The sequence below is a fragment of the Pedobacter punctiformis genome (genome assembly GCF_027213715.1).
Lineage (GTDB): Bacteria > Bacteroidota > Bacteroidia > Sphingobacteriales > Sphingobacteriaceae > Pedobacter > Pedobacter punctiformis.
On sequence record NZ_JAPWGM010000003.1, the window covers coordinates 605,496 to 629,784 of the forward strand.

Genomic DNA, 24,289 nt, shown 5'->3' on the forward strand with positions numbered 1-24,289 from the left:
TTCGTTTTGGAAGTCAGCATTATTATAATTCATTATAAACGGATTCAAAAACTTTATCAGCAGCTAAATGAGTATAACAATTGGCAAAATTTAAATAGTGGGTATGAGTTTATTGTTGTAGATAACAATTCTTTAATTACTACACAAAAAGATAAAATAATAAAAGATTTCCCATGGTTAAAACTCATTTTTCTTAATTCAAACAATGGCCCATCTGAAGCAAGAAATATTGGATTAAAAAAATCTCTCGGAACATTTATACAATTTATTGATGATGATGATTTAATTACTTATGAAAAAATAAAGGCTCAAGAACAATTTCTAATCAACAATCCAAAGGTAGACGTTGTAATAGGTAAAACTCAAAAGGGAACTTGGACAGAAAATGAATTGCCAAAAGAAGATGTATCAAAAATAACATTTCCTGATTTTGATGAAATCAATTATTGTAGCCAATTACTTAAAACTAATGGTTTTTTTCAAATTGGTTCTGCACTTTTCAGAAAAGATTCTCTAATTGCCGTTAATGGTTTTGATGAAGATAGGTGGCTTATTGAAGATGTTAACTTATACCTTAAACTTTTTAAAAATAAAGCAAGGTTTAAAGTAGATAAAAATTCACCTTTTGGCTTATTCTGGAGAAGCAATGAAGTGGATTCATTATCAAAAAATAATCAGGTTTTGTTTTTAGAAGGCTGTTTATTAAACTACATTTTCTGTGTAGAAAAAAGTATGTTAAAATCTCCCGAAGATCATATTGTAATATATAGTGGCATTTATAATATATTAAAACAAGGAGTTAGTTTACATAAAAAAATAAATGACTCAGCATTAGCCATACTCAACCAATTAAGTCCTACTAAAAGACTCAAATATTTACCCCGAGAAGCCCTTTTGGGTTTTTTCCTTGGGTTTTCTAATCTATTTAAATTAGCATATACTTACCGACAAATCAAAAACGCATTAAATAAAGGTGGATATCCTATTAGCAACACATAATTTCTTACCTCACCATACTGGCGGCACAGAGATATATGTATTGAATTTGGCTAAATTTCTAATAAAGAAAGGTCATAAAATCACGATTATGGCTGCGATTGATTCAAAATCTATAAAACAGCATCGAATTATATATTATGATAACAATCTTGAAATTTGTAGTTATTTATATGATGAATTAACGGTGCTTGGAGTAGAATATAAACAAATATCTACTGAACAAATCTATTCTAAAAAATCTAACAAACACAGAGACAGTTTGATATCGTTTTTCGCTAATATGCATTTCGACATATTACATATTAATGGATTTACAGCTACTATTGGTCTTGATCTTTTATATGCTTTAAAAGAAAAATCTTCAGATATCAAAGTAATCAGCTCTTTTCATACTGCTATTTCTGATCCTAAAGAAACATTAACATTTGCAAATATGCTTACCGAGCAAGATGGAAAAATTAATCCAACTGCAGATGTTTTAAGCTATCGGTTTAATATCCCTTATTGGTTAACAAAAACAATATATAGATTACTTCCAAATCATAATTTCTCCTTTTTGCCGGCATTATTTAATATCAAATATTTAATAAATCAAAATGTTAAGAGCTTTGAGCAATTAAAAACAGGAACTGATGAATGGTGGGTTTATTCTAATGGCATTAGAAAGCATTTGATAGCAAGTGGAGTTAAAGAAAATATAATAAAATTTGAACGACACGGCATATCTTCCATATTTATAGGAAATAAAAACATTGCTACCAAACCCATTAAGTTCTTATTTAATGGACGGGCTGTAAAGATTAAGGGGTTTCATACTTTATTAAAGTCGTGGTTAAGCTTACCTGATAATGATGACAAACAATTATGGGTAACGGGCGAGCCAGTTTCTAATGACCGCTCAATTGAACTATTGATAAAAAAAAGTAAGATAAGAAAAGACGTAAAGTGGCTTGGTGTACTCAGTCAGGAGCAATTGGCTGAAGTCTATTTACAAGTCCATACCGTAATTATTCCTTCTGAGTGTTATGAAACCGGCCCTTTGGTTTTTCATGAAGCTATGGCATGTGAATGTAATGTAATCGCATCTGATATAGGCGGTTGCAAAGAACTTGCTCAACTTTACCATGATTCAGCTGTTATGTTTAAAACTGGTAACAGTACCGACTTACAGCTTAAAATTCAGTCGTCAATAAAAAATACAAACGTCAATAAAAATCGAAATCCTATTTTAAGTTTTGAGGAGCACTTTATCTCCTTATTCAAGCAATCATCCTTTTATGATTAGAACTACAATTTTAGTCCCAACGTATAATGCTGAAAAAACAATTTCAGAAACGCTAAAATCAGTAGAGAAATATCTTAAAATTAAACACAATATTGCAACCGTGTATATTGCTGACGATTGCTCAACTGATCTCACTTTATCAAAATGTAAAGAGACATGGAGGCATGAAAATACTGAATTGATCATTTTAAATAGCGATACCAACTTAGGGGAACGAGGAAATGTAAATCGTGCTATAGCAAAATTAAAAAACAACTATGATTGGGTTTTACTGTTGCATGCTGATGATCTTGCCAAACATAATTGGCTCGATGAAATGTGCACTGCAATTGAAAGGGCAGCCTCAAATATTGCAAGTATTAGTAGCAGTTACGATGTATTGCACCTCAACAATAAAATTGAATGTGGAGAGAATCAAAATACAACCACTATAATTGAAGGAAATCAAAAGAGCATAAAGGACACCTTAATTTCGGGAACCTGGTGGCACATATCCGGTTGCGCAATTAATTTAAGATTATTTTTGCTTTCCGGAGGTTTTCATAATCACATGCCTCAGTATGGAGATATGGAGTGGGTCCTCAGAACTTTTGATCTGGGTTTTGGAATTATGTATATCTCAAAATCGCTGACAATCTATAGGCAAATCGATAGTAGCGTATCTTCAAAATCATTTAAAACTCATATTGATATTTATGAATTTGCCAATTTGATCATTAACTATCAGAATTTATTTAGCAAGGCTGAGTTGAGAAAAATTTATTTTAAGTTTAACAAACAACTATTCAGCCGGAACATAAGGGCTTTAATAAACAGAGATGGTCAAAGATTAAAATCATCTGCTAAAATGTCTGCCTATTTATTTAAGCTCTTCTTTTTCACTAAAGAACCAAAGATTAATTTCAGAGACAACAACTTTATTAATGGTTAAAAAATCAATTTTAATACTTGGTTCTTTTTCATCGGGTGCTTTAGAACTTCAGTATGCTAAAAATCTGAAAGCACAAGGTTGGTTAGTAAAATGTATGGATATACAAGAGCCCGTAAATTTGATCAAAAACAAAAATTTGTTAACAAAATCTATTCATTTTGTTTATCCATCTGCTTATTATGAAGATTTAAACAAAGTTATTTTGAAAGAAGCCGCTTTATTTAAACCAGTGGTGATTTTGATCTTTAAAGGAATGGAGTTATTCCCTGAAACTGTAGAAGAATTAAAAAATCATTGTAAATTTCTTTGCAATTACAATCCCGATCATCCTTTTGAGTTCTATTCCAAAGGAGCAGGGAATTCAAATGTTGAAAAGAGCATTAAATTTTTCGATACTTACTTTTCCTACTCCAATTCCATTTGTGAAAAACTAAAAAATAGCTATGGTATTGATTCCTTTTGCATCCCTTTTGGATATGATGCTCAGCTTCTTCCGATAAAAAAACATGAAAGCTTTATAACGGATCAATTCCTATTTATTGGCGCCTGGGATAAAGAAAGAGAACATAATATTAAAAAACTGGCAGATATTGATTTACAGGTTTATGGTCCTGAAATTTGGGCTAAAAAACTCAGGTTTAAAAAGCAAATCAAGTACCATTCAAAACCTTTATATGAGCAAAAATATGCTGACGCCTGTTTAAATGCTGGTGGTATTTTAAATTTTCTAAGACCTCAAAACATTCTTGAACAATCGCACAACATGCGTACATTCGAAGTACCTGGTTATAGTGGCTTATTGATCTCTGAACGTACGGAAGAGCAGTTATCTTTTTTTGAAGAGGACAAAGAAGCGGTTTATTTTTCCGAGATAGAAGAGTTAAAGCAAAAATTAAAATATTATGCTTCGAATAGATCATCTGCAGCAAAAATTAAGGACAGTGCTTTAAAAAGATCACTAAAATCAAACTACAGCTATAAACACAGAGCTGAACTTTTAACTACATTTATCTCAAACCAAATTGATTAGTCGCAAAAATATCGTTGTAGCAAAACTACCAAATGCTGGTTTAGGAAATAAGCTTTTTGTTTGGGCCAGAGCAATGTCCTTTGCGTATATTAACCACCTGCCATTATATGTAATCGGTTTAAATCGAGTTCATATCGGACCTTTTTTAAGAAAAGAACGTGTTAAAAGGTTTTATTTTGGTCAATTCAAAAGAAATTCGTTCTCAAGTTATATCAATTACCAAAAACATATTTTGTTTAAAAGTAATAGTATTGTAGAGCCGGAAATTAAATACCATCCCACCAATAAGCCAACACTATTTCTATTTGATAAGATTCCTTCATGGAAAGACTATTTTAAAAGTATTCATGAACATCGGGAATTGATTAAAATGGAATTCAAAAATATTTTATCTGAAAAAGTAAAAAAAAATCTGAGTTCTCAGCAAGATTTGGAAATTGGTGTCCACATTAGGATGGGCGATTTTAAGCCCCTTCCAGCTGGCGAAAATTTTAAAAATTTCGGCGCTACAAGAACACCATTAAAATATTTTATTGATTGTATTATGGCTATTCGTAGAAAATGCGAAAAAGAATTAGATGTCAGAATTTTTAGTGACGGCTTTAAAAGTGAACTTAAGGAAATTTTAATACTAAACAATGTTAGCCTTCAGGAGCCTGATTTAGATGTGGTTGATTTAATTAAATTAAGTAAAAGTAAACTAATTATTACTTCTGCTCACAGTTCTTTTAGTGAATGGGCAGGTTTCCTCTCTGACGCTCCTATTATTAGACATCCAGACCATATTCATGGAAAAATTAGAAATGAAAATGAATTATTTGAAGGAACTATTGAACAATATTTAGCATGAAAATTTCAATATGTATACCTCAATATAATAGGATTCAATACCTCAAAATATCATTATTAAAGATAGCTGAACAAAAAGAAGCAGAAATTGAAATTGTAATTTCTGACGATGCAAGTACCGACGATACATCCTTACAAATTGAAGAACTAAAAAAAACGTACCCCTTTCCAATAAATTATTTCAGATTTGAAAGTAATCAAGGTTACGATAGAAATCTAAGGAAGAGTTTGGAACTTGCTTCTGGCGATTACTGCTTTATTTTAGGAAATGACGATACCCTAATAGATGATAAAGTAATTAATAGATTGACTAAATTTATTCAGGAAAATAATTATCCTGATATAGGGTTTTGCAACAGTGCAGATTACTTAAATATTGATGATGCTCAAATCAGGGCACAACAAACAGCGAATATTGGAACAGGAGCTAATATTGCGTTAAAATACTATTCCAGTTTCAGTTTTGTAGCCGGCTTAATATTTAAAAAAAGTGCTTTTGATTCTGTTAACACATCGAAATTAGATGGAAGTATTTATGTTCAAATTTATTTGGCAACATTGATTATTATTAGAGGTGGTTATTTATTTACAATCAAAGAGCCTCTGATTTTAAAAGATATCCGCGTAAATAACGAAAAAGCCAATTCTTATTTAGACACTTTGCCCCGGACAAAAAGCGAATACAAAGTTTTAGATGCGGGTTTACCATCTTATGCAAATGTTTGCGCAATGGCATTTAAAGATGCCGGGTTAAATGAAACCGAATATTACTTCAAAATTATAAAACGGATATACCAGTTTACTTATCCATTTTGGCTTCTCGACTACCGCAAGCACTCAGCATTAATAGCATCACGTGGTTTAAGAGAGGGTTTGAAATTAAAGCACTTTAAAAATCATGAATTATTTAGTGTCACAGACAAATTAAAACTCAAAGGTTATTACATGGTAAGTAGCTTTTTAGGCCTTAACATGCCATTGTCTTTATTTGAAAAATTAAAAAAATCTTTGTACAACATTGCCAAATCATGAGGATTAGTGTTTTTGTGCCTGGAAGACTGCATGGTTTTGAAATGGCACTTTATTTTCAAAAGATGGGTATACTAAATGAATTGGTTACCGGTTATCCTAAAAAGTATGTTGTTCCATTTGGAATTGAAAAACAGTTTGTAAAATCAATATACTTAAATGAAATTATTAATAGAACAACTAATTGGCTGGGTTTAGGTTATCCTCTTGATTTTTTAGCATGCGAAGCTTTTGATTATTTAGCATCAACCATTATAAAATTTGATAGCCATGTTTATTTCATCTGGTCAGGTTACGGTTTAAAAACAATTAGAAAAATCAGACAAAAAAATCCAGCAGCTAAAGTTATAATCGTTAGGGGATCTGCACATATTGATGAACAGGAATATCTATTAAAGAAGATCAATAATAGTACAAAGCAACAAATCAATCCCCGCATAATTAAAAAAGAATTAGAAGAGTATCGTTGCTCAGATTATATTACTGTTCCAAGCTCATTTGCTTTTGATAGTTTTATCAATCGTGGAATAAATAAAGAAAAACTTTTTCTTAACTTTTTGGGGGTGAATCTTGAGGAATTTCCTTTTAAAGAAAAAAATATCGATAGACATAAACCCTTAATATTTGGTAATGTAGGAACACTTAGCAAGAGAAAAAATGTTTTAGCAATAATAGAAGTGTTGCACAAACTTAATCTTAACGGACACAATTTTAAATTGATACTTGCCGGACAAATTGATCATGAATCTTTTGATGCCTCCATTTTGAAAAAATACACTTTTATTGATTACAGAGGAAAAGTTGATCAGAGAGAATTGCATCTTATTTATGCAGAAATAGATGTTTTTATAATAAACAGTATTGAAGAAGGACTAGCCATGGTACAATTACAGGCAATGTCTTGCGGTTGCCCTATCATTGCAACAACAAATACAGGAGGAACAGACATTGTTAAAAACTATGAAAACGGAATTATCATCTCAATATTAGATGACAATGCACTTGAAAAATCTATTATATGGTTTAACGACCATAAGGATGATATCCATCAAATGAGTATTAAAAGTAGAGAAATTGCACAAACAGGCTTTACCTGGGATGATTTTGGCAAACGAAATCTAGATTTTATTAAAAAAATCCTTCAGAATTGAAAATTGTAGCTGCTGTTTATAGTCATCCGGAATATTACCCTCCGACATTAAATGCAATTAATGTTCTATCTAATCATGTAGAAAAAATTGAAGTAATTAGCAGAAATGTAAAAGAAAATGAAATTGTATTTCCAGGCAATGTGAAGTTAAAGAAAAGTGGGGATTTTAAAAAAATCAGGGAAACAGAAACAGCCGGTTATTTTTGGAAGTTAAAATCGTTTATTCTTTTTTCTATAAAATTTTATCAGTCCATATCCAAAACCTCACCCGAATGGGTTATTGTATACGATCCAATCCCCTTACTATCTTATCAATTATTTCGCCGATTTTTAAGGTGCAAGCCAAAATTATGGTATCATAACCATGATGTTTTGGATATGATCAAAATAAAAAAGTATTCCATCTCCTGGTTTGCTAAAAAAGCAGAACAAAACTCTTTTAATCAACTTAACGTATTCAGCCTACCTTCAGAAGAAAGAAAGCAATATTTTCCATTGGATAAATTTAACGGAGAATATTTCTTTTTACCTAATTATCCATCCTTAGCTAGTGGATTTAAAAGAAATTACATAAAAGCCCCTAGCAGTTTAAAACTAATTTATCAAGGTCATATTGGAGAAGGGCATGGATTAATTGAAATTATAAAATATTTAAAAAATCAAAAAACTGGTCTGAATATTTCATTAACCTTAATTGGAAATCGCGATAATCACTTTGAGAATATATTATTAAATTTAATCAGAGAACTGGATTTATCTGATGTTGTAAAGATAATGTCTCCCGTTCCCTATTTTAATCTTAAGGAAATTACAGCATTACACGACATAGGATTGGCAATACATGAGCCGGTAAATTTAGCTTTTAATACAGCTGCAACTTCTTCTAATAAAATTTATGAATATTCAGCTCTAGGATTACCTGTTTTATTATATGATAATATTGCATACCGTAAAAAATTAGATAGGCGAGCCTGGGCTTTTTTTACCGATCTTACTGAAAATTCATTAGAGAAAAATATATTAGCAATAAATGGCCAATATTTTAATCTTTCTAAATCAGCAATTGAAGATTTTAGCCGGGATCTAAATTTCGAAAATAACTTTTCTAAGATCTTATCTTACCTACTCACTAAAAAGTAATGTACTATATTTTATTTTTTCTCCCTTTCGTTGCTACGCATTTCATATCAGATCCTATAACTTCTTATGTTGTTTCCTGGTTTGGAAGTATACTGATTATGGTGTACAGTATATATTTGGATTATAAAAAAAATGGAGAAAAGTTAAGGTTTTTTAGCCCTCTGATATTATCTCAGGGACTATTTTGGGGTTATACAGCAATTACCACTATCTTTTATTTTTTAGATCAGTTAGGGTATGAATTTTTCGAACGCATTAGTTTTCCGAATATACCTGAAATAGAAAATTTAGCAAAAACACAGAAATACATTGTATTTGCACATGCTTGTTATTTAACCGGATATTTTCTTTACAAAGGCAGAAAAACAGAAAAACAAGAATATCTACTCAATATTGAACCTGCTGATTACATTAAACTCTCAATTGGAGCAATAATAATTGGGCTTTTATTTTTAAAAACCCCGTTTTCACAACTTACCAGTTATTTAAATATCTTTTCTACGATATGTGCTGTAAAGTATTTTGGTTATTCTTTAAATAACAGAAGACTGATCTTTAAAGGTTTTTTATATTTTGCCGGGATTTTAATTATCGGTTTTCTATCAGGGATGAAAGAAAGCACTCTTTTCCCTTTGATTTATCTCGGTGTAATTTTGTATGATAAATATGGGATACCCAGAACAAGCTTAGTGTTTGTTCCACTCATTGCAATCTATTTTTACTTTATTCCTACACTAAATGGCGCAGTAAGAGATTCCGTTTGGTATGGAAATAAAGGAGCTGTAGAAACCCTGTCTTCACTAAATAATCCGAATATTTTTAATGTAGAGAAAATAAAAAGTAATAATTGGGTATTCTTATCCACCAGATTTTCAGAAGTATCTATGCTAAACCGTTATATAGAATCGGTTCCAAAATACCGGCCCTATTATGGTTTAGAAATTTATAAATACGGGATATCAAGTTTGGTTCCCCGTTTTTTATGGCCAGGGAAGCTGAGTCCGGATGCAACAGCACAAAAAAGAGCAGTAGATAATGGTGCATTGGTATTAAATTCTCCTTATGATTCTACTTCAGCTAAACCTCAAACCATCGCGGATGCATATATGAGTTATGGATACATAAGCATCTTCATTACATTTCTAATTTATGGTTTTTTAGTTAATTATTTTGCAGCTTTATTAGAGAGGAAGCTTGGATATGAGTTTGGTTTATCCATTCTCTTCTATAGTCTGTTTTCTGTATTAAGTAAGGGTGGATGCTTTGAAAATTTATTTAATACCACATTTTATGGCTTTGTTTTGGTGTACATTGCCATTCATATTTTAAAAAGAGTAAACCTGATTGAGCCCAATTTTAATCAGTAAGTCTCGATAGATGCTTTTACATCTTTAATTTATCAAACAGATAAACTCCGAAAAAAATTAAGTTAATTGAAAATATTTCAAGTTACAGCTTCTTATAAACCTGCATATATTTATGGTGGCCCAATCATGTCTGTTGCCAGGTTATGCGAATCTTTGGCACAAAACAGTACTAATGAACTTGAAGTATTTACAACTACTGCAAATGGCAAAGAAGAGTTAAAAGTAGCTGCTAACGAATCTGCAATTGTAGATGGCGTTAAAGTCACCTATTTTAATCGATTAACTAAAGATCATACACATTTCTCACCTTCATTATTAAGGAATTTAAGAAGAAAAATTAAGGTGGCAACTAACAAAGAATTGATAATACACATTCATGCCTGGTGGAATACCGTTTCTATTTTAAGTTGCTGGATTGCCAAATCATACAACATTCCGGTTGTGTTATCGCCGAGGGGAATGCTCACCAATTATTCCTTAAATAATCGCAATAGTTTTTCTAAAAGGTTAATCCATAAACTGATTGGGAAACGGCTTTTAGAGTATTGCCATATACACGCTACCAGCGAAAAGGAGAAAAATGATGTGCTCGAAATCATTCAGCCAAAGGGCATTGAAGTGATTTACAATCAGGTTAATTTACCTAACACACCTGTTTCTTTAACAGATCTTCTGGTTGAACCGTTGCCGATTTTTAAACTTATCTTTTTATCAAGAATTGAAGAAAAAAAGGGTTTAGAATTATTATTTAAAGCTTTATCTGATTTATCTATTAATTGGACCCTAACCATAGCCGGTTCAGGAGAAACAGCTTATATAGAATATTTAAAAGCAGAATCAGTACGATTAAACATTGATAAAAAAATAGTTTGGGCTGGTCAAATCAGTAATGACGAAAAATTTAAACTGCTTGCAGCACATGATTTAATGGTGTTAACTTCTTACAATGAAAATTTCGCCAATGTTGTAGTAGAAAGTTTAAGTGTAGGTACTCCTGTACTGGTTTCGGAACAAGTTGGTTTAGCGAATTACGTACGGGATAACGACCTTGGATGGATAACCACCCTACATACCGATAATATTAAACAACAAATTACCGAGGCTTGTAATGCACAATCAAAACGACTGGAAATTAAGCTAAAGGCTCCGGCATTAGTCAACACTGATTTCGATTCTGCTGTGCTTGTCGAAAAGTATCTCGATTTATATAATAGAATTGTTAAATAACCCAATGCAAAAGGATTTCAGCTTCATTATTCTTACTTACAATGAAGAAATTCATTTACCAGGGCTATTAAATTCTATTAAAGATTTAAATGCTCCATTATTTATTTTGGATAGTGGAAGTACGGACCAAACATTAAAAATTGCAAAAGAATTTAAAGCTGAAGTTAAAACCAATCCTTTCGAAAATCATCCAAAGCAATGGGATTTTGCACTTCGCACTTTTGAAATCAAAACACCCTGGATTATTGGCCTGGATGCAGATCATATTGTAACGCCGGAGCTTTTTGATCTGCTGGATAATTTTAAAGATGAAGATTTTAAAGACGTAGATGGAATCTATTTTAACAGAAAAAATTACTTTCAGGGAAAATGGATTAAACACGGTGGATATTACCCTTTCTACCTCTTAAAAATGTTCAGGAACAAAATTGGTTATTCAGATTTAAATGAAAATATGGATCATCGCTTTATCGTTCATGGTAAAACTACGATTTGGAAAGAAGGTTATTTAAAAGAAGAAAATTTAAAGGAAAATGATCTGCAATTTTGGAAATCTAAACATGAACGGTACAGTGATCTTATTGCACAGGAAGAACTGGATCGTGCAAATAAAATCAGAACGCAGACTTTAAATCCTAAATTCTCCGGAAATCCTGATGAACGACGGGCCTGGTTTAAACGGATATGGTGGAATTTACCGCTTGGTGTAAGACCGTATTTGTATTTTAGTTATCGCATGTTATTTAAACTCGGTATCTTAGATGGAACAAAAGGCATTCAATTTCATTACCTGCAGGGCCTATGGTTCAGGCTTTTAGTAGACCGAAAAATAAAAAAATTAAAGCAACAACAATATTAATCTTCCCCTATAGTATGACCGAAATATCCAATGTTCAAGCAAAAAAAGAAGCTAATAAACAGGCTGTAAAGTTTATCTTAAGTTTATTTATTCTATATATCTTATTCAGCCAGGGTAATATATTTATGAATAGTGTAATGAGTCCTGATGGAAGATTTTACAATGCTTTTATTGCCAATCACTTTGATTACATACAGGGTTTAAAAAATGCCATAATTATACCCGCTGTTTGGGTTATTAAATTATTTGGTTTCTATGCGATTCACAATGAAATGGATGTAATGGTTGTTGACGGACCTTATTTAAGAATTAACTATTCTTGTTTAGGTTTAGGGGTAATGAGTTTTTTAGCTGCTTTTGTTTTTGCATTTCCAACTTCATGGAAATCGACCTTTAAAATGTTAATTATAGGGCTTATTACCATTTATGTACTTAATATTTGTCGTATAGCGGGTTTAGGTTTACTATTTGCCACCTTTCATTCACAACGCAATTATTTTGAATATCATCATGAAATTTTTAATGTACTGGTTTACATTGTTATTTTCATCATGTTATACATTTGGATTAAGAAGAACACTAATAATTCTAAACCAAAATCTTTATAATCCGATTTTTAATTGTTTTTCCTTTCAACTTACCCAGTTTCTATTTCTGACTCATCATGTATATCCTTGGCATAAATGCTTATCACGGCGATTCTTCAGCATGTATTTTTAAAAATGGCGAGTTAATTGCCGCCTCCGAAGAAGAACGTTTCAGAAGGATAAAACATTGGGCTGGTTTCCCTTCCATGGCAATACAATTTTGCCTCGATGAAGCTAAAATTGGCATCAAAGATTTGGATTATATCGCCATATCACGCGATCCTAAGGCAAACTTTAAACAAAAAGTTTTTACCGCTTTAAAAAACAGGTTAAGCCTTAAAAATATAGCCGATCGTTTACAAAATCTTAAAAAGGCATCTTCAATACAAAACGATTTTATCGACCACTTTAAGGTAAGTGAGGAAGATTTAAAAGGTAAAATTATTAATGTCGAGCATCACAGAAGCCATTTAGCCAGCGCTTTTTTTGCTTCGTCCTATCCTAAATCTGCTTTGCTTTCTATAGATGGTTTTGGCGATTTTAGCAGTACAATGACCGGTATTGGCAAGGATTTAAGTATTGAAGTTTTAGATACAGTTTCCTACCCGCACTCTTTGGGTTTATTTTATACACTTTTTACCCAATATTTAGGCTTTTCGCATTATGGAGATGAATATAAAGTAATGGGCCTTGCGCCTTATGGCACCCCAAAATATACCGATCAGGTTGAAAAGGTAATTAAAGTTAAGGACGATGGCCTTTTTGAATTAAACCTCGATTACTTTAATCATCCAAAAAAGGGAGTGCAAATGGTTTGGGAAAATGGAATTCCGGCAATGGAAGCTTTGTTTACGACCAAACTTATAAGTGATTTTGGCCCTCAGCGTAATTCTGACGAAACTTTAACGCAATACCATAAAGATTTGGCTTCTTCTGTTCAAAAAGTTACAGAAAAAGTCATTATACATATTCTCAATTACCTGCATAAAAAAACCGGACTTGATAGTATTTGTATTGCTGGTGGTGTAGCACAAAACTCTGTTGCAAATGGTAAAATTTTAAATGCTACGCCTTTCAAATCCATTTACATTCCTCCTGCCGGACATGATGCCGGAACCGCCATTGGTGCAGCATTATGGCAATACAATCAGGTTTTAAAAAAGCCCAGGATTAAACCAATGTTACACGGCTTTTTAGGTAGCCGATTTGATAATTCTTATATTCAAAAGCTATTAGAAGCAAAAAATATAACCTATCAATGTTTAGACTGGGACGAGCTGAACAATCAGGTTACGGATTGTTTAATTAATGGTGGTGTGGTTGGCTGGTTTCAGGGGCGTGCTGAATTTGGACCAAGAGCCTTAGGGAACCGTTCTATTCTTGCAGATCCGAGAAGAGATGATGCCAAGGAGATTATCAATTCCAAAATTAAGAGAAGAGAATCTTTCAGGCCATTTGCCCCTTCCATTTTAAAGGAATATACCAGGGATTATTTCGAGCAGGATGACACGGTGCCTTTTATGGAAAAAGTTTATTCTATCAAACCTGATAAAAGAAAAGAAATTCCTGCAGTGTGCCATGTAGATGGCTCCGGACGTTTACAAACGGTTGATCAGGACGTTAATCCACGCTATTATAACCTGATTCAAGAGTTTCACAGCAAAACTAATGTGCCCATCTTATTAAACACTTCTTTTAACGAAAATGAACCTATAGTAAATACACCCGATGAGGCTTTAAACTGTTTTTTAAGGACCAATATGGATATGCTGGTTTTAGAAAATATTGTGATTACAAGATAATTAATCACAACAAGTAATTGGATAATTTGAAAGTAAAGAACGAGCCCGAATAATTGCTATCCTGATATAATTTCCGTAAATTGACATAACCAAAATATAGAAATTATGAACTTGCTCAAAAAAATCCAAAACTGGGGAGATCATCATCACCCAAAATGGCTTGATTTTTTCAGAATGGCATTAGGGATTATATTAATTTGGAAGGGTATAGCTTTTGCTTTAAATCTCGAAGCTTTTAATAACCTGATGCATGGTGCCATGTTAGGCACGGCCATTTCCATAAGTCTTTTAGCTCATCTAATTATTGTACTGCACATTATAGGTGGCCTTGCCATTGCTTTAGGTACGCATACTCGATTATTTTCTTTGCTTAATTTACCTGTGTTAATAGGTGCTGTATTTTTTATTAATTTATCTCAGAATATTTTCAGACCCTATTCTGAATTTTGGTTTTCAGTAATTGTGTTACTAGGTTTAATCTGTTTCCTTATTGAAGGTAACGGTATATTATCCATTGAAAATCAAAGAAAACTCAGCGTCTGAAAAATTACAGGCAATAAAAACATCCAGTTAATTTGCTTTTACCCTAAGCAGTTTTAGTAAAACACCGTTTGTCCATCCGAAACCATCCTGTAGGGGATATTCTCCCCCACCGCCTAGGCTTTCGGGGGCTGAGGCATCGTATTTTTCCATCAATTTTCCGGTTTGCTCAAATACCTTTACGTTCAGGTTAATCCAGCGGTTGGAAACGGTATCGGCCAGTTCATTATAACCATAGTTTCTCATGCCGGCAATACTGATCCATTGCAATGGTGCCCATGCATTTGGATTATCCCATTGTTCTCCAGACTTATTTAAAGTCGTAATCAGGCCCCCTTTCTTCAGAAAATCTGCCTGAATCTTTTCTACGACCGCAGCCGCCTGAACATTTGTGGCTATTTTGAAAAACAGAGGTGATGTAGCCGCCAGTGTAAGCTGCTTAGATGGTTGTTGCTTTTTCCAATTGTAATCAGTAAAAAATTTTAAGGAAGGATTCCAGCAGTATTTCAAAATGGCTTGTTTCCTTTTTATAGCTCTAGTTGAAAATAACTTAGCTTTTGTTGCATCGCCTTTTTGTATATAAGCGGTCGCAATTACATTTTCTAAGTTATAAAGCAAACCATTTAAATCAACAGGGATTAAGTCTGTGGTAATAATTTGTCCAAAGCTTTTACCATCTGCAAACCATCGGGTGCTGAAATCCCAACCCGATTCTGCAGCAGAACGTACATTTCTATAAAAATCCGGCTTTGCCTGTAAAGTTTTTTGAGCAGATTTTAAATCCTCCGCGTAAGATTCTTCTCTTGGTACTGCTCCTGCATCATAATACCTGTTTAGCACTGATCCATCTTTAAGTTTTACCAAATGGTTTAAAGCTTTTCCCTTTTGCAAATTTTCAGTGCCTTTCATCCAGAAAGCGTACTCTTTTTCCAAAACATCACAATAATCACTAATTTTAACAGAAGGATCGCTTTCGGCAAGTAACTGAACCATTAAAGAAAAAAATGGGGGTTGAGATCTGGTTAAATAATAAGTCCGGTTTCCATTTGGAATAAAGCCATAATTGCGGATTAGCCAGGCAAAATTATCAACCATATTTTTAATCAATACCTTTTTGCCCGCCTCTTTCAAACCCAGCATTGTAAAGTAAGAGTCCCAGTAATAAATCTCTCTAAACCGGCCTCCGGGCACTATATAAGCATTTGGTAATGGAATAAGTGAAGTTTGATGCCCAGAAATTATATCCGGATTTCTTTTAAGTACGCCCCACAAAGTATCTAAATGTTTTTCTATGCCAGCAGAAATATCTGACGCATAAGCTACATTATGATTTTCGGGCACTACAAAATGCTCATCTACAAAATGCCTGAGGTTAAAATCTTCCGCATTTTTCTGCAATTGATAGGCTTTCATAATCTCCGTAGGAGACTTTTTAGGAAGCGCATCTACAAAAGATTTCCCATCCGGATAAATTCCTCCAAGTTGCACCTGATCAAAAAGTCCGGGGTAAAGCTTGCGGGGACTTAAATTCTTTTGCGCTGAAACAGAAAAACAAAGTAAAAGTAGAAATGGAAACAGAATTCTTTTCATAGCAAAATGTCATTTATGACTAAAATAGTTAATTGCACCAAAGCTTCATTAAACCAGCTTAGTGTAGTTGTTTTATTGTGGAGGCCAAAATCATGTCTGCCCATCTTGGTAAATATGTACTTGTGCTGATTAACGCTTAAGAAAACATATGGGCGGGTTGTAACAAATTAAACCCTGCATAATGGCTGCAGGGTTTAATTGGAATTAAAATTTATAGGAGGCCGTTAAAAAATAGGCTCGTGGTGGTATGGAAACCGTAGAATATGGAGCATTATTTTGTACTGCCTGATTATAAAGCGTTTGAGTAAAGGCATTATTGCCTTCCAATGTTTCCAGTATACCGCCTGGCCTAACCCAACTCATTGCACCATATTCATTAAAAAGGTTATTAACATTGGCGCTTAATTTCAGCCTTTTATTAATGTCGTAGCCTGCCCCAAAATCAAATTGAGAAAAACCAGGTAAGCTAAACACATTTGCAGCATTAGCCTGGCGTTTACCCAGATAAGACCAGGTTAAAAAGGTGTAGAATTTGCCGGTTGTATAAGTTGGCGTCAGGTTTAAAATGGTACGGGCATTATTATCTGTTTCATTACCAGAATAAGATATTTTGGTGTCATCGGCTGGGCCGGCACCGTTTGCTACCCAGGCTTCAAATTCTGCAATTTTAGATCGTTGAAAAGTTGCTACACCCCTAATACTAAAATGGTTGTCAATTTTATAATCTGCTTCAATTTCTACCCCTAAAGTTCTATATTTTCCATAAAGCATTGGAGGAACATAAAAACCTCCGCCAACTGCACCAAACATTTGTCCGTTCGGTACACCACTCAGGATGCTATAAAATGGAGTAACAAACAAGTTAAGTCCTTTAGTTCTCGCTTTTAAACCAACTTCTACCTGTCTGGTTGTGCGTTCCATCGGGTTAAGAAGGCCAATGGTTTCGGGTCTGTTGGCTGCAAAATAAACATCCAAATCCGGTGCTTTTTTGCCCTCAGAATATCGTCCATAAATGGCCACATTATCATTAAATTTATAATTTAAAGCCCCTGAGAACGAAAATGTATGCAACGTTTTATCAAAATTTACAGCAGTAATTTTACTTACTGTATTATTATCATAAAAAGTTTTTGGATCGCCATCTACACCACCCTGAACGCCTGTTTTCATGTAAACTCTTTCGTTATATCCGGTAACATTTACATTTTCATATCGAAGCCCCCAATCAAAAGTTAGCTTTTCAGTTATGTTCCAGGTATGGCCAAAAAACAAAGCACCTTGTTTTTGCTTTGCATTAAAAGATAGAGATGCCCCATTATCGCCATTGGCTTGTGCAATTCCATCTTTGTTGGTTACCTGATGCAACCCTGAAGTTCCGCCCAATGTTACACCGTTAAAAGTTAGAGAAACCAGTTGTGGCCTGTTTTGTATGGTACTTAATGCAACACCATCCAAACCAGAATAACGGTGAACATCAGAATAACCAAAATAACCACCAATAGTGAAATTCATGTTTTTTATACTCTTGTTTAAAGAAAACTGATCTATAAATTCTTTAACACTATTTTTATAAGCACCAAATGTGGTTAAAAACAACGAATTTGGTCTTAGCTGCTGTCCCGGCAATTCATTTTTAGTAACGGTATAAACCGGTAATCCGCCTGCACCCAATGCAGAGTTTACACTCATCAGCTCCCTACCCGATTGTGCATCCTTAAAAGAATAAGTACCAATGCCTAATCCGGTGTTACCTGTTAATAAAAAGTAAGTGGTTAAATCTGTTGCACTCATTGCTGAAACACCACCTGGTGTATTGTACAAAATTGTATTACTGGAATATTTTGCTGAATTATTTAAAGACCAGCCTCCGCCTAAATCCTGTTGCCAGTTTAATCCACCAGAACGGTAAGTGCTTTTTACCAGGTTACTGGGGTTAAAATTCAGACTTCCACCATAAATAAAGTCCTGAGATTTGTAATTAATATTGGGCATTAAAACCGTCGAATTGATATCAAAACCTATTGCTGGTTGAGGATTATCAAAACCAGTAGTTGGAATAAATTGTGCATAACCATTTCTATCGTTCAGGTATTTACCGAAAAACTTTAATGAGCCTGTTTTGTATTTTTTGACAATGTTAGCCTTAATTTGTCCGCCATTATTCATTGGATAACCAGCATAGCGACCACCCTGATCGTAACGATAAAATCCACCGACATTATAAAACCAGTTGTCGCCCATTGGGCCACCCAAGTTTAAGTCAGCTCTGGAATATCCCCTGCCATCAATCCCGACAAGACCAAGTTTAGTTCTGATTTCGCCTTCAAACACATCTCCTCCCGTTTTCGAAACATAGTTAAAAATACCTCCAGGCGCATTAGCCGCGGTAATGGATGCGGTACCACCACGAACAGCTTCCAAGCGGCCTAAAGTAGCATCAGGGCGCAAAAAGAAATCGGGGCCGTAGCCAAAATAAGTTGTATTGGTAATGGGGAGTCCATCTTCCTGCATGGAAACATACTCGTAACCAAAACTTCCATCTTGAGTACCTACGGTAATTCCGCGACTGGCCACACTGTTCCTGATTTCGCCCACTGATGAATTTACAAATACGCCGGGTACATTTTTAAGCAAATCAGCAGCACTAGCCGGAACAATTCTTTCCATTTGTACTGCATTTAATGTGGTTATAGCAACAGATGCATCCATTCGTTTCCGTTTATCAAATGTTCCTGTTACAATAATTTCATCCATTTTATTGCTTTCTTCTGCAAGCGAGATATTTATGGGTTTATTTACTGTAGCAGTGATTTCTTTGGTTTGATAACCTACGTAAGATATTTGGAGCGTTACGGTAGCTATATTTACATCAGTAAGTGTAAAAGCACCACTGGTATTGGTAGAAGTTACCCGGTTGGTATTTTTAATCTTCACACTTGCGCCGGGCACCGCGTTTCCATTATTATCCGTTACCTTTCCGGAGATGTTTCCGGTTTGTGCATAAGCCAAACCGGATACGAATTGCCATAGCAAAAGCAGAAAAATGTACCTTTTGGTCCATTTAGTAAGTAAATTTTTTCTCATGATTTATCGTTATTTGGTTAGTTCTTTAATTGGTTAGTTTACCTTATTGAAGCGCCTGATACACCAGCACTTTAAATTTATCACTCAATTCGCTGTGTTTAAATGGCCATTGCTGTAAAAACAACAAGCCTGAAATTTTTTCTTTTGGATCCGCCCAGTAGCTTGTTGCAAAAAATCCTCCCCAGGAAAAACTCCCTTCAGATAAGCCCAGTTTTGCATTTCCTTTACTGGTTGTAATCTGGAAGCCCAGGCCAAATTTGTCATCCCCGAAAGGTATATCTCCAATTTGATTTTTGGTTACAATTTCTACGGTATGCCTCGACAAGATTCTATGTCCGTTATATTCGCCTCCGTTTAAATACATCTGTAAAAAAATTGCATAATCTTTAATTGTCGATACCAATCCGGCACCCCCTGCAAAGTAGCCGTTATTGTTAATCGGGTAATTGATGGTGCTTCCCGGGAAAGTGTCATCTTTCCATAAAACCGGTCTGTTCGTTTCTTTATCGTCCGTATATACCTGCACCAGACGTGACCGCTTGTTAACCGGTAAATTAAAGTAAGTATCTTCCATACCAAGCGGTTTAAAAATCCGCTGTTGTAAAAAAACATCCAAACCAACACCAGAAACCACTTCGACTAAACGACCTAAAACATCAATGCTCAAACTATAAGTAAACCGTTCTCCCGGATGATGAATCAGGGGTAAAGCGCCCAATTTGTTAATCGCATCTGCAAGTAATTGTTTATGATCTGAAAATCCAGCCTGAATACCCGCTTTAGCATAAATGGCTTTCATTTTAGGCGAACCAATCTGGGCATAATCAATACCAGAAGTATGGGTAAGCAAATCTCTGATGGTAATTTCTCTTTTTGCAGGTACAGTAGTGTATGTGCTGTCTTTTTCATTAAAAGTATCCAACACATTTGGTTTGGCAAATGATGGAATATATTTTGAGATCGGGTCGTCCAGTAAAATTTTTCCTTCTTCAAACAGAATCATAACTGCTGTACTGGTAATGGCTTTTGTTTGCGAAGCAATGCGAAAGATTGCATCCTTTTGAAGCGGTGTATTTTTATTTACGTCGTCTACTCCAAAAGATTTGTAATAAATAATTTTGCCGTTGTGTACCACCAAACCAACTGCTCCTTTAATCCAGTTGCTATCTACATAACTTTTAATAACCTGATCAATTCTGTTTAAACGATCCGGGGAAAAGCCATTGGCAGCAGGATCGGCATTTTGTAATAAAATACTTTGTGCAGATGCGGCCTGCTGAATAAGTATCAGCAGCAATAGAAATTTAAAGAATCTAGTTTTCATGATCTTTTTGTTTTCCAATTAAAATTCTATTTATAATATTGATGCATAAAGTCGTACACTTCGGGAAATACTTTATCAGGAAGTAAGCCATGTGGATAACCGGGAAAATTATGAAGCTCTACCGGAATACCTGCCAGAATAAGATTTTGTCCGTAAAACAATCCTCCATCTCTAAGCGGATCAACACCACAGGTAGCAATATAGGTTGGTGGTAAACCTTCAAAACTTTTAGTAAGTCCCGGCAATGCGTTTTCAGGAACGTTTTTCAGGTAATCATCGCCAATATACATTTTAAGCAAAACCGGAATATCAGCACCTTTTACTCCCGGAATGCTCCACAATTCGCGAACAGAAACCCGGGTTGTATCTACATCCGCTGGTGGAAAAAACAAAACCTGAAAATCTATTTTTGGCCCTTTTTTATCCCTGTTTACTAAAACCATACTTCCAGCTATCCCTGCTCCTGCGCTGCCGCCGCCCACACCAATATGATCCGGATTACCACCAATTTCTGCAGCATGTTTTTTACTCCACAAAAAAACAGAGTATGCATCATTAACACCTGCAGGAAATTTATTTTCGGGTGCCAGACGATAATCTACAGATATCACAACTACTTTCGCCCTTACGGCAATATTTGCACAATTTTTATGATCCCAGTTTAAATTTCCATATACGAAACCGCCGCCGTGAAACCATAAAAATATAGGGGCCTTATCTGCGTTTTTAGGTTTATAAATGCGGATGGGAATTTCCGGATCGCCACTGTTTAGGCCCGGAACATTTACATAACTAACATCAAGGCTATCGGCATTGCTTAATTTTGGAATAACTGAAGCTTGTTCTTTTTTCCTGACTGATTTTATATTGTCGTAATCCAATTTTGTAATTGGAGCAAAAGCCAGGGGACTATATTTAGAAATTAGTCTTTTACTTACTTCGGCTGCTGTTAACGGTTTAATTTCTGTTGCCGATTGAGCCTTCAATAACAATGCAGAAAATAAGGCAAACCCGGTTAGTAATATCTTTTTCATATTGTGTTTATTTAAATTTGAATTATTGGCCATTTTGAAGTATCCAGCTTATGGCTTCCCGGTAAACCAATTGCCTGGTTGTGGTATCTTTTAGGTTTAAGTCATGTCCGGCGCCCTTTATAGTAACCAGTTTATGTTTAATATGTTGTTTGTCCAGAGTATCGCTTAGTTGCTGCGATTGAGAAAAATTAACTACCGGATCTGCTGTACCATGGATGATTAAAACGGGAATATTTTTAATTTGGGTAATGGGACTTGATTTCGAAAATTCCGGATCGATCGCCTCTCCTTTTTTATACGTTTTCCCGGTCATTTTCTGGATTACATCCATCAAACCCACTTTACCGGCATAGTTTAATATCGTGGTATCAGTTAGATTGGTTGGACCGCAAAACTCAACAATTGCATTTATCTTTTTTGTTGTGGTGTACGCATACAAAAGGGCCAGGTGTGCTCCTGAACTTACGCCAGCCATCACAAATCCTTTATCTCTGATATTCCATTCTTTGGCATGCTCACTGCAGTAATTTAGTGCCGTATTTATATCATCGAGCATTTGTGGATAATGAATATCAGTATTGTTCGCATAACGATGGTTTATGCTTGCTGAGGCGATTCCATTTTTCAGTAAGGAATCCTGATAATCCCTTACATACTCCTTTCCGGCCATTGTCCAGGCGCCACCGTGAATAAGGATAACAAAAGGTATTTTAACACTGCGATTTGCCGGGAGATAAACATCCATTAAATTTCTGTCCTTATCGCCATAATGAATATCGCTGTATTTTTTTTCTATGCCGTTTCCTTTTAACTCTTTTACCGGCGCACAGCCGTATAAAAAAAACGGAAGGATAAATGATAGTATTAGTTTTCTGACCATATTGTTTTTATTAAAAGATGGGTATTGAATTATAATCTGCTTTTTTCTCTGAGGTCTTTTTTTAATATTTTTCCCGTTGCAGAAATCGGTAAATGCTCCACAAATTCAACTTTCCGGGGGTATTTATAAACAGCCATATGCGCCTTTGACCATAAAACAATCTCTTCTGCATCAATAACCTGCTTATCTTTAAGTACAACAAAGGCCTTCACTTCTTCTCCCATTCTTTCATCCGGAATACCGATTACGGTTACTAAAGAAATGGAAGGGTGTTTCATCATAATTTCTTCAACCTCCCGGGGAAAAACATTCATTCCACCGCGAATAATCATATCTCTGGTACGATCAATGATGTAATAAAATCCTTCTTCATCCTTTACCGCAACATCACCAGAATGCATCCATCCATTTCTCAATACATCAGCGGTTTGCTCTGGTTTTTCAAAATAACCCTTCATCACATTGTGGCCTTTGTAAATCAACTCACCCTTTTCTCCTGCAGGCAATTCTTTTCCTGTTTCATCAATAATTTTAACTTCTACACCCCAAACGGCAGTACCAATAGAGCCTGGTTTACAACCAATGCGAAAATCGTTAAAGGTTACAATTGGTGAGCCTTCACTCATTCCATACCCTTCTAAAACAGGAACATCAAATCTGGTTTCAAAATCCTGTAAAACCTTTAAGGGTAAGGATGCGCCGCCCGAAATACACAGACGCAGGTTTTTCTTAATACAATCATCCGCGATGCTTTCGTGATGATAATTAATCAGCGCCCAATACATGGTAGGTACCCCGGCAAAAATGCTGACGTGAAAAGTATCAATCAATTCCAGAACCGTTTTAGGATCAAATCGTGGCAGTAGGATGTTGTGTGCACCCCGGTAAATCCCGGCATTCATTAAAACCGTCATTCCAAAAATATGGAACAACGGAAGCACAACCAATTGTTTATCCTGATGGGTTGTACTAAATAAATCTGTTGCTAAAATTGCATTACAAAATAAATTAGAATGACTTAGCTGGGCACCTTTTGCCTGCCCTGTTGTGCCTGATGTATAAATTAATAAGGCCACATCGTCAGCTAAAGTTTCTGCTGTTTCAAAGGTTGAAGGCTGATTGGCAGTTAAATCGTTAAAACTATTAACGGTATAAGCTTCTTTTTTTGTTTTTGGATTGATTAGATAAAAATGCTGGCAAAGCGGGGCATTGTAAAAAGCCTGAAATCCATAATCTCCGATTGGTAAATCTTCTGATCCTGAAAAACAAAAGTAGGCCTTAGCTTTACTATCATTAAGGTGATAGGCAATCTCATCTGCTTTTAGTAAAATATTAAATGGAACAATAATGGCACCCGTTTTTAAAACGCCAAAATATATAGCCGGAAATTCAGGAATATTTGGGCAGGACAATGCAATTTTATCACCGGGTACAATCCCAATCTTTTCTAATCCGTTAGCTACCTGATTAGCCAGATGATTCAGCTCTGCATAACTTATTGTACGGTCGTTAAAACTTACAGCCGGTTGATTTGCAAAACGTTTTGCACTATCTTCAAGAATTAAAGACAAATTAAACATTG

The 24,289-nt window shown here is 34.6% G+C and carries 20 protein-coding genes; 14 read left to right on the top strand and 6 right to left on the bottom strand.

What is annotated here, in order from left to right:
- The first annotated feature begins 6 nt into the window (after window positions 1-6).
- The 14 genes from O0955_RS11870 to O0955_RS11935 all read left to right on the top strand — a co-directional run bounded on the left by O0955_RS11870 (window position 7) and on the right by O0955_RS11935 (window position 14,798).
- A complete protein-coding gene (locus O0955_RS11870; protein ID WP_269427754.1) occupies window positions 7-999 on the top strand; it encodes a glycosyltransferase family 2 protein in 993 nt (330 codons plus the stop codon).
- Window positions 974-2,284 (top strand): glycosyltransferase family 4 protein, encoded by a 1,311-nt coding sequence (locus tag O0955_RS11875; RefSeq protein WP_269427755.1) that lies wholly within the window; start codon window positions 974-976, stop codon window positions 2,282-2,284. The genes O0955_RS11870 and O0955_RS11875 overlap by 26 nt, the downstream gene beginning before the upstream one ends.
- Window positions 2,277-3,215, top strand: a complete 939-nt coding sequence (locus O0955_RS11880; protein ID WP_269427756.1) for a glycosyltransferase family 2 protein — start codon at window positions 2,277-2,279, stop codon at window positions 3,213-3,215. Before O0955_RS11875 ends, O0955_RS11880 begins: the two co-directional genes overlap by 8 nt.
- Window positions 3,208-4,245: a CgeB family protein gene (locus tag O0955_RS11885; RefSeq protein WP_269427757.1), complete on the top strand. Its 1,038-nt coding sequence runs from the start codon at window positions 3,208-3,210 to the stop codon at window positions 4,243-4,245. The genes O0955_RS11880 and O0955_RS11885 overlap by 8 nt, the downstream gene beginning before the upstream one ends.
- Window positions 4,238-5,095, top strand: coding sequence for an O-fucosyltransferase family protein (locus O0955_RS11890; RefSeq protein WP_269427758.1), 858 nt, complete (start codon window positions 4,238-4,240; stop codon window positions 5,093-5,095). Before O0955_RS11885 ends, O0955_RS11890 begins: the two co-directional genes overlap by 8 nt.
- Entirely contained in the window at window positions 5,092-6,126 is a 1,035-nt protein-coding gene (locus tag O0955_RS11895) for a glycosyltransferase family 2 protein (protein ID WP_269427759.1), read from the top strand. Before O0955_RS11890 ends, O0955_RS11895 begins: the two co-directional genes overlap by 4 nt.
- The gene (locus O0955_RS11900) at window positions 6,123-7,274 is read left to right on the top strand and encodes a glycosyltransferase family 4 protein (RefSeq protein WP_269427760.1); all 1,152 of its coding nucleotides are present in this window, start codon (window positions 6,123-6,125) and stop codon (window positions 7,272-7,274) included. Before O0955_RS11895 ends, O0955_RS11900 begins: the two co-directional genes overlap by 4 nt.
- Window positions 7,271-8,413: a glycosyltransferase family protein gene (locus O0955_RS11905; protein WP_269427761.1), complete on the top strand. Its 1,143-nt coding sequence runs from the start codon at window positions 7,271-7,273 to the stop codon at window positions 8,411-8,413. Before O0955_RS11900 ends, O0955_RS11905 begins: the two co-directional genes overlap by 4 nt.
- Window positions 8,413-9,780: a hypothetical protein gene (locus O0955_RS11910; RefSeq protein WP_269427762.1), complete on the top strand. Its 1,368-nt coding sequence runs from the start codon at window positions 8,413-8,415 to the stop codon at window positions 9,778-9,780. The genes O0955_RS11905 and O0955_RS11910 overlap by 1 nt, the downstream gene beginning before the upstream one ends.
- 66 nt (window positions 9,781-9,846) lie before the next feature.
- A complete protein-coding gene (locus tag O0955_RS11915; protein WP_269427763.1) occupies window positions 9,847-11,007 on the top strand; it encodes an XrtY-associated glycosyltransferase XYAG1 in 1,161 nt (386 codons plus the stop codon).
- A gap of 4 nt (window positions 11,008-11,011) precedes the next feature.
- Window positions 11,012-11,866, top strand: coding sequence for a glycosyltransferase family 2 protein (locus tag O0955_RS11920; protein ID WP_269427764.1), 855 nt, complete (start codon window positions 11,012-11,014; stop codon window positions 11,864-11,866).
- A gap of 14 nt (window positions 11,867-11,880) precedes the next feature.
- On the top strand, window positions 11,881-12,474 hold the full coding sequence (xrtY, locus tag O0955_RS11925) for an exosortase Y (protein ID WP_269427765.1): 594 nt from the start codon (window positions 11,881-11,883) through the stop codon (window positions 12,472-12,474).
- Window positions 12,475-12,530: 56 nt separating this feature from the next.
- On the top strand, window positions 12,531-14,255 hold the full coding sequence (locus tag O0955_RS11930) for a carbamoyltransferase family protein (protein ID WP_269427766.1): 1,725 nt from the start codon (window positions 12,531-12,533) through the stop codon (window positions 14,253-14,255).
- Between the two features lie 105 nt (window positions 14,256-14,360).
- Window positions 14,361-14,798, top strand: a complete 438-nt coding sequence (locus tag O0955_RS11935; RefSeq protein WP_269427767.1) for a DoxX family protein — start codon at window positions 14,361-14,363, stop codon at window positions 14,796-14,798.
- A gap of 27 nt (window positions 14,799-14,825) precedes the next feature.
- Here the strand turns inward: O0955_RS11935 and treF are convergent, their stop codons facing one another.
- From treF to O0955_RS11965, 6 genes are all read right to left on the bottom strand, one after another.
- The gene (treF, locus tag O0955_RS11940; protein WP_269427768.1) at window positions 14,826-16,385 is read right to left on the bottom strand and encodes an alpha,alpha-trehalase TreF; all 1,560 of its coding nucleotides are present in this window, start codon (window positions 16,383-16,385) and stop codon (window positions 14,826-14,828) included.
- A gap of 204 nt (window positions 16,386-16,589) precedes the next feature.
- Window positions 16,590-19,469 carry a TonB-dependent receptor gene (locus tag O0955_RS11945; protein WP_269427769.1) on the bottom strand — a complete coding sequence of 960 codons (2,880 nt, stop codon included), beginning with the start codon at window positions 19,467-19,469 and terminating at the stop codon, window positions 16,590-16,592.
- Between the two features lie 43 nt (window positions 19,470-19,512).
- Entirely contained in the window at window positions 19,513-20,793 is a 1,281-nt protein-coding gene (locus tag O0955_RS11950) for a serine hydrolase domain-containing protein (protein WP_269427770.1), read from the bottom strand.
- A gap of 26 nt (window positions 20,794-20,819) precedes the next feature.
- On the bottom strand, window positions 20,820-21,827 hold the full coding sequence (locus O0955_RS11955) for an alpha/beta hydrolase (RefSeq protein WP_269427771.1): 1,008 nt from the start codon (window positions 21,825-21,827) through the stop codon (window positions 20,820-20,822).
- 22 nt (window positions 21,828-21,849) lie between these two features.
- Entirely contained in the window at window positions 21,850-22,707 is an 858-nt protein-coding gene (locus tag O0955_RS11960; protein WP_269427772.1) for an alpha/beta hydrolase, read from the bottom strand.
- A gap of 29 nt (window positions 22,708-22,736) precedes the next feature.
- Window positions 22,737-24,287 carry a long-chain-fatty-acid--CoA ligase gene (locus O0955_RS11965; RefSeq protein ID WP_269427773.1) on the bottom strand — a complete coding sequence of 517 codons (1,551 nt, stop codon included), beginning with the start codon at window positions 24,285-24,287 and terminating at the stop codon, window positions 22,737-22,739.
- Window positions 24,288-24,289: the final 2 nt, after the last annotated feature.